The sequence below is a fragment of the Pseudomarimonas salicorniae genome (assembly GCF_023156535.1).
In the GTDB taxonomy this organism is placed as follows: Bacteria; Pseudomonadota; Gammaproteobacteria; order Xanthomonadales; family Xanthomonadaceae; genus Pseudomarimonas; species Pseudomarimonas salicorniae.
In genome coordinates, this window is sequence record NZ_JALNMH010000003.1 from 258,776 (window position 1) to 270,430 (window position 11,655).

Consider the following 11,655-nt stretch of genomic DNA (forward strand, 5'->3'; position numbering starts at 1 on the left):
CGGATGCAGGTGCCGGGTGGCGACCCAGGAAGTGGATATCGCGGTGATCGGCGGCGGGCCCGCCGGCCTGATGGCGGCCGAGGCCTGCCTCGGGGCCGGCCTGTCGGTGCACCTGTTCGAGGCCAAGGGCTCGGTGGGCCGCAAGTTCCTGCTTGCCGGCAAGGGCGGGCTGAACCTCACCCACTCCGAGGACGGCGAAAGATTCCTCACGCGCTTCGGGGCGACCCGACCGATGGTCGAGCCCTGGCTGCGCGAGTTCGATGCCGCCGCCCTGCGCGAATGGGCGCGGGAACTGGGTGTGGAGACCGTCGTCGGCAGCTCGGGTCGGGTGTTCCCCAAGGACTTCAAGGCCGCGCCGCTGCTCCGCAGCTGGCTGCGCCGGCTGCGCGCCGAGGGCCTGCAGGTCCACGTGCATCATCGCTGGCGCGGCTGGGTGGACGGTGCCCTGGTCTTCGAGTCGCCGGACGGCGAGCCGAGGGTCACCGCCCGGCGCAGCATCCTTGCGCTGGGCGGCGGCAGCTGGCCGGTGCTGGGTTCGGATGGCGCCTGGGTACCGCTGCTCGAATCCGCCGGAGCGCAGGTGACGCCGCTGCGCGCCAGCAATGTCGGCTACACCGTCGAGTGGAGCGACCTGTTCCGCCAGCGCTTTGCCGGCGAACCGATCAAGCCGGTGGCCCTGCGCGTGCCGGGTGGTGCCTGGCGCCAGGGCGAGCTGCTGGTTGCCGACTACGGCCTCGAGGGTTCGCTGGTCTACGCCCAGGGCCAGGCCCTGGCCGGCGCCGCCGACGAGAGCGGCGTCGATGTCGAACTGGACCTGATCCCCGGCGGGGACTCGCGGCGCACGCGGGAGGCGCTGCGCGCGCCGCGCAATGGGCGTTCCTTGTCCGAGGTGCTGCGCCGTCGCCTCGGCCTTGCCGGCGTGCGCGCCGCCCTGCTCCGCGAATGCCTCGACCAGGCGAGCCTCGCCGATCCCGCGACGCTGGCCGCACGCATCCATCAGCTGCCTCTGCGCCTGGGCCTGCCGCGGCCGATGGCGGAGGCGATCAGCACGGCCGGCGGCGTCGCGGCGGAATCACTTTCTACCGAGTGCGCGCTGCAAGCGCGCCCCGACGTTTTTTGCGCCGGCGAGATGCTCGACTGGGACGCGCCGACCGGTGGCTATCTGCTCACCGCCTGCATGGCCAGCGGGCGCGCCGCCGGCATTGCCGCGCGGCGCAGCCTCGGACAGGACGATGGCGCGGCTTGACTGCGGCCACTTCGTCCGCGGTGAATGCCGCAGCTGCGGATGGATCGAGCGCGACTACGCGGCGCAGCTCGCCGAGAAGCAGCGCGTCTGCCGCGAGCTGATCGACCCCTCACAACACTTTGATTGGCTTCCGGCCCAACCCAGCGCGCTGGCCGGCTTCCGCAACAAGGCCAAGCTGGTCGTCGGCGGCAGCGTCGAGGCGCCGACGTTGGGCATCCTCGACGGCGACGGCCGCGGTGTCGACCTGCCACACTGCGCGTTGTACGAGCCGGGCATCGTCGCCTGTCTGCCCACCCTGCGCGCCCTGGTGCAGCGCGCCGGACTGACGCCGTACCGGGTGCCCGAGCGACGCGGCGAGCTCAAGTACCTGCTGCTGTCGATCGACCCGCCCAGCGGCCGGCTGATGCTGCGCGTCGTCCTGCGCTCGCAGGAAGCGCTGGGCCGCCTGCGCCGCGAGCAGGCCTGGCTGCGCGCCGAGCTGCCCGGCCTGCAGGTGCTCTCGGTCAACCTGCAGCCGCTGCATGCGGCCATCGTCGAGGGCGAGGAAGAGATCCTGCTCGACGGCGACAGCCATCTGACCCTCGGCATCAATGACGTCCAACTGCGCCTGCAGCCGGGCGGCTTCTGGCAGACCAATACGGAAGTCGCCGCGGCACTCTACCGGCAGGCCCGCGACTGGTGCCGCGAGCTGCCGCTGTCACGGGTGCTGGACCTCTACTGCGGCATTGGCGGCTTCGCCCAACACCTGGTTGCACCGGGCCGCGAGATCCGCGGCGTCGAGATCCATCCAGCGGCCGTGGCCTCGGCGGCGCTCGGCCAGGCGTCCGCGCCAGGTCCGGCGCCGCGCTTCGAGCGTGCCGATGCGGACGCCGTCGACGCCTCGCTGCTCACCGGCCTCGACCTGCTGGTGGTCAACCCGCCGCGCCGCGGCATCAGCGGCGCGCTCTGCGAGGCCATCGAGCAGGCCGCGCCGGCGCATCTGCTGTATTCCAGCTGCAATCCGCAGAGCCTCGCCCGCGACCTCGCCCGCCTGCCGTCCTACCTACCGCGCAAGGCCCGCCTCTTCGACATGTTTCCTCACACCCCGCACAGCGAGGTGCTGGTATTCGTTGAGCACCGCGATCACCCAGGGAACTCTTGATGAAAGGCAGCCGGCGGACGGCACTTATCGGGCTGGCGCTGGCGCCCGTGGTGCAGGCGCAGGACGCCACACTCGAAACCATAGAAGTGGTCGGCGCTCCCCTCGAGAATGCGTCGCCGGCGCTGCTGCCCGCGACGCTCGACCGCCTGTACGTCGATGACACCGACAGCCTGCAGGTCGGGCTGGGGGAGGCGCTGGCCCGCCTCCCCGGCGTGCTGGTCCGCGAGCGGCAGAACTTTGCCCAGGACACCCAGCTGTCGATCCGCGGCGTCGGCGCCCGGGCCACCTTCGGCATCCGCGGTATCCGTCTCTACCTCGACGGCATTCCCGCCACCCTGCCCGACGGCCAGGGCCAGCTCTCGCACTTCCTGCTCGCCTCGGCAGGCCGCGTCGACGTTCTGCGTGGACCGTTCTCTGCGCTGTATGGCAATGCCGCCGGCGGGGTGATCCAGGTGCATTCGGCGCGGATCGACACCGGCGATGCCTGGCGCCTGCGCGCGGCGACCGGTAGCCATGGCGCCTACGACACCAGCGCCCGCTGGCTGCACGCCGGTAGCGGCTACGACGCCTCGCTGACCGCCGCGCGCTTCGCCAGCGACGGTTTCCGTGAGCACAGCGAGGTCGAACGCAACGGGCTCAACGGGCTGTTCGGTTTCGACGCTGGATCCGCCAGCCGGCTGCAGATCGCCTTCAATCTGTTCGATTCGCCGCAGACTCTCGACCCATTGGGCCTGACGCGCGAGCAGTGGCGGGAGGACCCCTCCCAGGCTACCTCGGCCGCCCTGCTCTTCAATACCCGCAAGTCCGTCAGCCAGGCCCAGCTCGGCGCCAGCTGGCAGCTCGACCTCGACGATGGCAGCGAGTGGCGACTGGCCGCCTACCGCGGCGAGCGCGACATCGAGCAGTTCCTCTCCGTGCCCGTCTTCGCCCAGCGCAATCCGCTGAGCAGCGGCGGCGTGATCGACCTCGACAACGTCTACGACGGGGCCGACCTGCGCCATGCGCGGATCTGGTCAGCTGGCGCCGGCGAGCTGTCGCTGACCCTCGGCATCGCGCTGGAACGCCTGGACCAGCGCCGACGTGGCTTCGAGAACTTCATCGACGAGCGCCTCGGGGTGCGCGGCCGACTGCGCCGTGACGAGCGCAACAGCGTCGAGAGCCGCGACCACTACGCCCAACTGCAGTGGGCGCCATGCGCCTCCAGCAGCCTGCTTCTGGGGCTGCGCCGGGCCGAGGTGCGCTTTGCCTCGCGGGACGGCTTCATCGCCGCCGGCAATCCCGATGACAGCGGCAGCGTGCGCTATGCCGAGACCACGCCGGTGGCCGGCCTTGTCCATCGCTGGTCACCCGGGCTGCGCGGCTGGATGGCCTATGGGCGCGGCTTCGAGACGCCGACCTTCAACGAGCTGTCCTACCGCGCCGACGGCGGCGCGGGCCTCGCCTTCGGCCTGCGCCCGGCGATCAGCCGTTCGTTCGAGGCCGGCCTTGAAGGCGCGGCCGGCGACCGCCATGCCTGGCGCCTGGTGGCCTTCCGTGGCGATACCCGCAACGAGCTGGCGGTGGTGAGGAATGTCGGCGGTCGCAGCAGCTTTCGCAATGTCGGAAGCAGCCGCCGCCAGGGCATCGAGGCACAGTTCGACCTGCGATTGAGCGAAGTGTGGGCAGTGCAGGCCACGGCCACCTGGCTGGACGCCCGCTTCCGCTCGCCCTTCGTCCAATGCAGCGGCCCGGGCTGCACCGATCCGGCCACGCCGGTGCCCGCCGGCAGCCGCATCCCCGGCCTTGCCGCGCGACAGGCGCATCTGCGGCTGGACTGGACACCGTGGCAGGCCTGGCGGTTTGCACTCGAGGCCGAGGCCCTGTCGTCGGTGCGGGTGGCAGACGCCGCCGGGGAACGGGCGCCCGGCTACGGGCTGACCCACCTGCTCGCCGAACGCCGCTGGCATTCGGCCGGCGCGGCCTGGCGGGCCTTCCTGCGCCTGGACAACCTGTTCGACCGGGATCACGTGGGCTCGGTGATCGTCAACGAAGGCAACGGCCGCTACTACGAGCCCGGCCCCGGACGCACCGTCTCGGTGGGCCTGCAGTGGGATTTCAGCGCGCAGTGAGCGCCAGCCGGTCGTCCGGAAGGGCGCCTCCGGGCGCAACGCAGACGTTCCGCAAAACCCGAACGTAGGAGCCAGCTTGCTGGCGATCGTCCCATCCGGGGCGCCTATCGCCAGCAAGCTGGCTCCTACACACGCAACGGCGCTGCCAGGTCCGGTTTGCTCCGCAATGCAGGCCTTGCCGCAGTCAAATTGTGGGAGCGCCCTTGGGCGCGACCGCGACGCTACGCATTCACCACAGACCGCGGCCAGAGCGGATTTCCGCGGTCGCGCCCAAGGGCACTCCCACAGTCGGGCTTCGTTGGGCGTCGCCGCAGCCCCATAGGGTGTGCCTTGGCGCATCGATACGGGCGTTCGGACGGCACGCCCGATGCGGCCAGCCGCACCCTATGAATGTCTGCTTCGCGCCCTGAGTTCGCCCAACGTTCGTTCGCTCCGGCGCTCGCGCGGTCATTCCCCGCCGGCTTCCCCGCCGCGGGTCAACTTCAGCGGGTCGAGGGCACGCTTGAGGGTGGCCTCGTCGAGGCCGCTGTCCTCGAGCGCCACCTCCAACACCGTGCGCTGCTCGCGATAGGCGCGCTTGGCGATGGCGGCGGCCTTCTCATAGCCGATCAGCGGATTGAGGGCGGTGACCAGGATCGGGTTGCGCGAGAGGTTCTGCTCGATGCGCTCGCGGTTGACCTCGAAACCGGCAATGGCCTTTTCGGCCAGCAGGCGCATGCCCTCGGCCAGCCAGTCGATCGGCGGCAGCAGGTTGTGGGCGATCAGCGGCAACATGGTGTTCAGCTGGAAATTGCCGCCCTGGGCGCCGAGCGAGACCGCCAGATGGCAGCCCTGCACCTGCGCGGCGAGCATGACCACGGCCTCGCAGATCACCGGATTGACCTTGCCGGGCATGATCGAACTTCCCGGCTGCAACGCCGGCAGACTGATCTCACCCAGGCCCGCCAGGGGACCGGAGTTCATCCAGCGCAGATCGTTGGCGATCTTGCCCAGCACCACCGCCAAGGCGGCGAGTTTGGCGGCCAGCTCGAGCGCCGCCTGCTGCCCGGCGATGCCCTCGAAGCGGTTGTCCGCGGCGCTGACCGGGAGGCCGGTGGCGCGCTGCAGCTCGGCCACGGCGCGCTCGGCGAAGCCGTCGGCCGCGTTGATTCCGGTGCCGATCGCGGTGCCGCCCAGCGGCAGCGCAGCAAGCCGCGGCAGGCATTCGCGCAGGGCCGCCTGGCAGCCGGCCAGCTGGGCATCCCAGGTGCCGAGTTCCTGGCCGAAGGTCAGCGGCATCGCATCCATCAGATGGGTACGGCCGGTCTTGGCCACCTCGGCGAGCGCGGTCGCGCGCTCACCGATCACGGCGCGCAGGTGGGCCAGCGCCGGCATCAGCGCGTTCATCAGGCGATCCGTCGCAGCCAGCTGGATCGCGCTCGGCACGACATCGTTCGAGCTCTGCGAGCGGTTGACGTCGTCGTTCGGGTGCACCTCGACGCCGCGCTGGCCAGCGAGCCGGGCGATGACCTCGTTCATGTTCATGTTGCTGGAGGTGCCCGAGCCGGTCTGGAACACTTCAACCGGAAAGGCTTCGGCATGCTCTCCGCCGGCGATGGCCTCGGCGACCGCGGCGATGGCTCCGGCGCGCGTCTCGTCCAGGCCGCCCAGCGCCTGGCTGGCCCGCGCCGCGGCGCCCTTGATGCGAGCCAGGGCGCGCAGGAAGGCGGTGGGCATGGCCTGCCCGGAGATGCGGAAGTTGTCCACGGCGCGCTGGGTCTGCGCGCCCCAGAGCGCCTCGGCCGGGACCTCGACCGTGCCCAGGCTGTCGCGCTCGCTGCGGGTGCTCATGACGACCTCTCCTTGCTGTGCTGCCGACGCCCAGCCTAACGGCTGCGGCAGCCATCGCCCACCGTCCTCCAAGCCCCGGAGGCGGCACAGTGGCGAGGCCCGGCGGGCGGGGGTAGCATGGAGGCGGGCTTGGACGAGACAGGGGGTCCTATGGCCGACCAGGAACGCCGCAGCGGCGCAGCGCTGCGCCTGGCGATGCTGAAGCAGGAGCTCAATCCTGAGCAGCTGGAAACGCTTCGCGAACTGGAAATGTTCGGATGGGAACTGAAATTCATCCGCCATCGCCCGTTCCAGGACGTCACGCCGGTGGTCTTCGATGGCGATCGGCGCAGTTTTGCGGTCATCCGCAGCGACGGCACGCTGGAGCAGAACCCGCCGATGCAGATCCGCCACTGATCCGCCCGCCCCGGGCGGAACGGGAGCGGGCGACGGCTGATGCCACGCACCGCAGGCGGAACGCGTGATCGTTCTCGGCACAGGGGGCGGCTACTCGCCGGTCGCTTTTGCGCCCGGCACGCGGCCTGCCGCGCCGGTCGAGGCCGCGGCGGAGACGCCCGGCACCGAAGCATCGACCCAGTCACCCGCCGCCACGCCTGCCCGACGCGAGGATCCGCTGCAGGACCCGGCCGTCCAGCGCCAGCTCGCCCAGCTCGCCGCCCGCGACCGCGAGGTCCGCGCCCACGAGCAGGCCCACGTCGCTGCCGGGGGATCGATCGTCACCTCGGGCCCGACCTACGTCTACCAGATCGGTCCGGACAACCGCCGCTACGCGGTAGGTGGCGAGGTCGGCATCGACACCTCGCCGGTGCGCGGCGATCCCGAGGCCACCCTCGACAAGGCCCGCCAGATCCGCGCCGCGGCGCTGGCTCCGGCCCAACCCTCCGCACAGGACCTGCAGGTGGCGGCCCAGGCCTCACGCATGGAACAGAGCGCCCGCCTGGAGCTCGCCCGCCAGGAGCGCGACGCCGCCTATCAGGCGGTCAGCAGCGACGCCCGGTCCACCCCGGGCGAGCAGCTTTCCGAGGTCGCCTGAGCCGACCAGGGGCAGAGCCTCATTCCTCTCGCTTATCTGGTTTCCGCTTCGCAATCGCGCCGGGTGATGGCACCCTGCACGGCCGACGGTTCCGGAACCCCGAATGACCCGCTTCGCCTACTGGCAGATGGATGTGTTCGCCGCCCGCCGCGGAGGCGGCAACCCGCTGGGCGTCGTACTGGATGCCCGCGGCTGGAGCGACCGGGCGATGCAATCCTTCGCCCGCTGGACCAACCTCGTCGAGACCACCTTCGTGCTGCCCGCCGAGGATCCGGACGCCGACTACCGGGTGCGCATGTTCACGCCTGGCCGTGAGATTCCCTTTGCCGCCCACCCCAGCCTCGGCACGGCCCAGGCGCTGATCGATGCCGGCCGGCTGCCGCAGGCCCAGGTGCTGCACCAGCAGTGCGGGATCGGCACCATTCCGATCCGCCACGCCGCAGTCGACGGCGAGGATTGGCTGTTCCTGCGATCGCCGCCGGGCCAGGTGGCGCCGGCCAGCGATGGCCAGCGGCGGCTGGCCGAGCACCTGCTGCAGGATCGCCTGCGCAGCCCCGGCCATCTGGCCTGCATGCAGGGTGGCCGGCGCTGGTGGATCGCCGAATTCGCCAGCGAGGCCGCGCTGCGCGAATGGCGGGCGCCGGTCGCCGCGATCGCCGAACTGGCCGAGGCCTCGGATACGCTCGGCCTGTGCGGCTTTGCCCGCACCGGATCGACGCCGCAGCTCGCCGTGCGCGCCTTCCCTGCAGGCGTCGGGATCGCCGAGGACCCGGCCTCGGGCGCCGCCAACGGTCTGATTGCAAGCTGGCTCGCGCAGAGCGAGCCTGAAGGCGACCTGGCCGGTGGCTACCGGGTCAGCCAGGGTCGCGAGATCGGCCATGACGCCCTGATCGAGATCGGCTACGACGCCGACGGCACAATCTGGGTCGGCGGCCATAGTCATACCATCGTCCGCGGCGAGGCCGAATGGGAGATCGACGGATGAGCGAAGCGAGCGGGCGCTGCCAATGCGGTGCGGTGGGCGTGCGGCTCACCCTGCCCAGCAAGTGGGTGGCGCACTGCCACTGCACGATGTGCCGCCGGGCCCACGGCGCCGCCTTCGTCACCTGGCTCGGCATGGACAGCGACCGCGCGCGGATCGAGGACGGCAAGGGCCAGCTGCGCTGGTATGCCTCAAGCGCGGGAGCCGAGCGCGGCTTCTGCGGCCGCTGCGGCAGCCCGATGTTCTTCCGCTCGCAGCGCTGGCCCGCTGAACTGCACATCGCCCGCGCCGTGATCGACGGCAAGGTCGACCGCGCCCCGCAGGCCCATGTGTTCTGGAACACCCACGTTGACTGGGCGCGGCCCGACCCCGCCGATGGCCTGCCGCGCAAGGCGGAGGTGTAGAAGTCCTTGTCCCGCATCCTGGTCTTCCAGCATGTCGCCGCCGAGCCGCTCGGCACCCTTGATGCCCTGATCCGCCGGCGCGGGCACCGGATCCGCTTCGTCAACTTCGAGCGCGAGCCGGACGCCCGGCCGGTGGTCGACCGCTACCGCGGCCTGGTGGTGCTCGGCGGGCCGATGAACGTCGGCGACGTTCGTTATCGCCCGCACCTCCTCACCGAACTGCGTTGCATCGAGCGCATGCTCTCGCTCGGCCGCCCGGTACTCGGCATCTGCCTTGGCTCCCAGCTCCTCGCTCATGCGCTGGGCGCACCAGTGCGCCGGCATAGCGAGCAGGAGATCGGCTGGTACCGCTGGCTGCCGCGCGAAGCGGCAGCTTCGGACGGCGTGCTCGGAGCTCTGCCTGAAGAGGCCCCCATCTTCCAGTGGCACGGCTGCACCTTCGATCTGCCCGAGGGCGCCGCCCACCTCGGCAGCACCGCCGGCTGCCCTAACCAGGCGTTTCGCTGGGGTGATTCGGCCTACGGCCTGCAGTTCCACCTCGAAATGGACCTGCCGCTGATCCGTCGCTGGCTCGGTACGCCGGCCTACCGCCAGGAGCTGCTGGACAGCGGCCTCGGCCGCACGCCAGAGCAGATCCTCGACGAATCCGCACGGCTGATCGACGGCATGCAGGCGCACGCCGAGACGGTCTTCGGCCGCTTCCTCGACCTGGTCGGCAGGCCCGAAAAACGCATCGTCCTGCCTTCCCGCGAGTGGGCCTGAGCTGCGCTCCGTTGACGATTGGCCATTGGGAGTGGCCCCAACGGGCGGCAGGAACGGGCGCGAAGTTCGCATTCGCCCCGGTCCCGCTGTAGGAGCCAGCTTGCTGGCGATAGGCGCCCCGGATGGGACGATCGCCAGCAAGCTGGCTCCTACATTCGGGTTCTGCGGAAGGTCTGCTTCGCGCCCCCAATCTCCGTTCGCCACGCCTCCCTTTCATCCACAGCCGCGAAAGGAAACGGACCGGGAGGCCTCAGGCGCCGGTCATGCAGAAGAAGTTGAGCTTGTTGCCGTCAAGGTCGCGGAAGTAGGCCGCGTAGAAGTTCGGCCCACGTGGGCCGGGCTTGCCCTCGTCGGTGGCGCCGAGTTCGATGGCCTTGGCGTAGAGCGCATCGACCTGCTCCGGCTTGCGCACGACGAGGGCGATCATGGTGCCGTTGCCATGGGTCGCGGCCTTGCCGTCGAATGGGGTGATCACGCCGAGCGAGGGCGTGCTCATCGATGCTCCCCAGGCGATGAAGCGCTCGCCTTCCATGATCCGCTTGGCGCCGATCTCGGCCAGCAGCCCGTCGTAGAAGCCCGCCGCACGGGCGATGTCATTGGTGCCCAGGGTGACGTAGCCGATCATCGCGCTGCTCCGCTCGAAGGAGCGCACAGGGTAAAACGCCCGGGCCTTAGACGGGAATCCTCAGGCGCGTCGGGCCAGAGGGTTGATCGCTCGTTGCGAAGCTGAAAGACCGGGTTTGCCGGCGGACCGAGGCACGACCTTCCACTCTACTGCCGAGTGCCGGCGAAACGCAGACCGGCTGCTGCCGACCCAGAACGTGGGTTTGGTGATGTGTACTTTGGGCGCGAAGAAGACCTTCCACAACACCCGAATGTAGGAGCCAGCTTGCTGGCGATCGTCCCATCCGGGGCGCCTATCGCCAGCAAGCTGGCTCCTACAGCGGGGCCGGGGCGAATGCGAACTTCGCGCCCGAACTTGACGTTACAAAACGCCCAGCCCTGGCCGATGCCGGCCGGTCACTCTGCTGCCGGCCGTGGCCGGGGCTGCCGGCCATGGTGGGCAACTGGGCCGGCGAATGCGGTCAGATGGCTACGGGTTTGCACTTCTGGCGCATCCGCGTCGCGGGCTGGCGCGCGGGAGCGGTGTCTTAGCGCTTGCGCTTGGCCAGTGCCGCGCCGACGTAGCTGCAGCTGCCCAGAGGCTCCAGGCCCTCGCGTTCCGCCCAGGCCAGACCCGCGTCGACGAGCCGGGCGGCGACGCCGCCGCCGCGCATCGTGGGCGGGACGAAGGTGCGGGTGAAGTCCACCCTGCCCTCGCCGAGGCGATATTCCAGGACGGCCTGGCCGCGGCTGTCGTCGATGATGAAGCGGGACTGCGCCGGCTCGTGACGCGGTTCGGGGTGTTCGGGATTCAGGACCACAGGACCTCCTCGAAGCTGTACCAGGCCGCGGGGCGGCCGATCAGGCGCCGCGCGGCCAGCAGGGCGCCGCGGGCGAACAGCCTGCGGTGCTCGGCCTGGTGGCGCAGCTCGATGCGTTCATCCTCGCCCAGAAAGTGGATCGAGTGATCGCCGACCACTGATCCACCGCGGAGCACGGCCATGCCGATCGAGCCGGGCTCGCGGGGGCCCGGCGCGGCGACCCGCTCGCTCCACTCGGGCGATCGCTCACGCGCTTCGGCGATGCGCTCGCCGAGCGCCAGCGCGGTACCGGACGGCGCGTCGCGCTTGTGCCGGTGGTGGGCCTCGACGATCTCCACGTCCCAGTCCAGCAGCCGGGCCACTTCGCCGGCGGCGCGGGCGAGCGCGGCCACGCCGAGGCTGAAGTTCCGCGCGTGCAGCACCGGCACCTCACTCGCCAGCGTTCTCAGCGCATCGATCTGTTCGTCGCCAAGCCCGGTGGTACCGCAGACAAGCGGCAGCTTCTGCTGCCGGGCGATATCCAGGCTGCGGGCCAGCCCGTCGGGCACCGAGACGTCGATCAGCACGTCGGCCGCGGGAAGGCGCGCGCCGGCATCACGGGAGACCGCACGCACTGACAACGCCGGATCGTCTCCGGCAAGCTCGGAGATGGCACGGCCGAGTCGGCCGCTTGCGCCCTGCAACAGGATGTTCAGCCGACTACCCTCCGAATGTCAGGCGCCCAG

At 70.7% G+C, this 11,655-nt stretch carries 12 protein-coding genes; 8 read left to right on the forward strand and 4 right to left on the reverse strand.

Annotation, left to right across the window (positions count from 1 at the left end):
• Positions 1–16: 16 nt before the first annotated feature.
• Genes M0G41_RS05400 through M0G41_RS05410 form a run of 3 tightly spaced genes read left to right on the forward strand, consistent with a single transcriptional unit; the run spans position 17 to position 4,495 of the window.
• Positions 17–1,246 carry a TIGR03862 family flavoprotein gene (locus tag M0G41_RS05400; RefSeq protein WP_343226463.1) on the forward strand — a complete coding sequence of 410 codons (1,230 nt, stop codon included), beginning with the start codon at positions 17–19 and terminating at the stop codon, positions 1,244–1,246.
• Positions 1,233–2,387 (forward strand): methyltransferase domain-containing protein, encoded by a 1,155-nt coding sequence (locus M0G41_RS05405; protein WP_248206173.1) that lies wholly within the window; start codon positions 1,233–1,235, stop codon positions 2,385–2,387. The genes M0G41_RS05400 and M0G41_RS05405 overlap by 14 nt, the downstream gene beginning before the upstream one ends.
• Positions 2,387–4,495 (forward strand): TonB-dependent receptor family protein, encoded by a 2,109-nt coding sequence (locus tag M0G41_RS05410; protein ID WP_248206176.1) that lies wholly within the window; start codon positions 2,387–2,389, stop codon positions 4,493–4,495. Before M0G41_RS05405 ends, M0G41_RS05410 begins: the two co-directional genes overlap by 1 nt.
• Before the next feature lie 447 nt (positions 4,496–4,942).
• On the opposite strand, the gene M0G41_RS05415 is transcribed toward M0G41_RS05410, so the two are convergent.
• Positions 4,943–6,325, reverse strand: coding sequence for a class II fumarate hydratase (locus tag M0G41_RS05415; protein ID WP_248206179.1), 1,383 nt, complete (start codon positions 6,323–6,325; stop codon positions 4,943–4,945).
• Between the two features lie 150 nt (positions 6,326–6,475).
• Between M0G41_RS05415 and M0G41_RS05420 the strand changes: the two genes are divergently transcribed.
• The 5 genes from M0G41_RS05420 to M0G41_RS05440 all read left to right on the forward strand — a co-directional run bounded on the left by M0G41_RS05420 (position 6,476) and on the right by M0G41_RS05440 (position 9,506).
• Positions 6,476–6,721: a hypothetical protein gene (locus M0G41_RS05420; RefSeq protein WP_248206181.1), complete on the forward strand. Its 246-nt coding sequence runs from the start codon at positions 6,476–6,478 to the stop codon at positions 6,719–6,721.
• Between the two features lie 64 nt (positions 6,722–6,785).
• Entirely contained in the window at positions 6,786–7,358 is a 573-nt protein-coding gene (locus M0G41_RS05425) for a putative metalloprotease CJM1_0395 family protein (protein ID WP_248206182.1), read from the forward strand.
• 103 nt (positions 7,359–7,461) lie between these two features.
• Positions 7,462–8,343, forward strand: coding sequence for a PhzF family phenazine biosynthesis protein (locus M0G41_RS05430; protein ID WP_248206184.1), 882 nt, complete (start codon positions 7,462–7,464; stop codon positions 8,341–8,343).
• On the forward strand, positions 8,340–8,744 hold the full coding sequence (locus M0G41_RS05435; protein ID WP_248206187.1) for a GFA family protein: 405 nt from the start codon (positions 8,340–8,342) through the stop codon (positions 8,742–8,744). Before M0G41_RS05430 ends, M0G41_RS05435 begins: the two co-directional genes overlap by 4 nt.
• Positions 8,745–8,750: 6 nt before the next feature.
• Positions 8,751–9,506, forward strand: a complete 756-nt coding sequence (locus M0G41_RS05440; RefSeq protein WP_248206191.1) for a type 1 glutamine amidotransferase — start codon at positions 8,751–8,753, stop codon at positions 9,504–9,506.
• Between the two features lie 250 nt (positions 9,507–9,756).
• Here the strand turns inward: M0G41_RS05440 and M0G41_RS05445 are convergent, their stop codons facing one another.
• The 3 genes from M0G41_RS05445 to dapB form a co-directional block, all read right to left on the reverse strand.
• Positions 9,757–10,131 carry a VOC family protein gene (locus M0G41_RS05445; RefSeq protein ID WP_248206193.1) on the reverse strand — a complete coding sequence of 125 codons (375 nt, stop codon included), beginning with the start codon at positions 10,129–10,131 and terminating at the stop codon, positions 9,757–9,759.
• Between the two features lie 526 nt (positions 10,132–10,657).
• Positions 10,658–10,930, reverse strand: coding sequence for a GNAT family N-acetyltransferase (locus tag M0G41_RS05450; RefSeq protein ID WP_248206197.1), 273 nt, complete (start codon positions 10,928–10,930; stop codon positions 10,658–10,660).
• The gene (dapB, locus tag M0G41_RS05455; RefSeq protein ID WP_248206199.1) at positions 10,921–11,613 is read right to left on the reverse strand and encodes a 4-hydroxy-tetrahydrodipicolinate reductase; all 693 of its coding nucleotides are present in this window, start codon (positions 11,611–11,613) and stop codon (positions 10,921–10,923) included. Before dapB ends, M0G41_RS05450 begins: the two co-directional genes overlap by 10 nt.
• Positions 11,614–11,655: the final 42 nt, after the last annotated feature.

Bases quoted from the DNA above. Each gene is read 5' to 3' on its own strand.
- M0G41_RS05405 (WP_248206173.1), top strand. From the start codon at position 1,233: ATGGCGCGGCTTGACTGCGGCCACTTCGTCCGCGGTGAATGCCGCAGC.
- M0G41_RS05410 (WP_248206176.1), top strand. From the start codon at position 2,387: ATGAAAGGCAGCCGGCGGACGGCACTTATCGGGCTGGCGCTGGCGCCC.
- M0G41_RS05415 (WP_248206179.1), bottom strand. From the start codon at position 6,325: ATGAGCACCCGCAGCGAGCGCGACAGCCTGGGCACGGTCGAGGTCCCG.
- M0G41_RS05420 (WP_248206181.1), top strand. From the start codon at position 6,476: ATGGCCGACCAGGAACGCCGCAGCGGCGCAGCGCTGCGCCTGGCGATG.
- M0G41_RS05430 (WP_248206184.1), top strand. From the start codon at position 7,462: ATGACCCGCTTCGCCTACTGGCAGATGGATGTGTTCGCCGCCCGCCGC.
- M0G41_RS05435 (WP_248206187.1), top strand. From the start codon at position 8,340: ATGAGCGAAGCGAGCGGGCGCTGCCAATGCGGTGCGGTGGGCGTGCGG.
- M0G41_RS05445 (WP_248206193.1), bottom strand. From the start codon at position 10,131: ATGATCGGCTACGTCACCCTGGGCACCAATGACATCGCCCGTGCGGCG.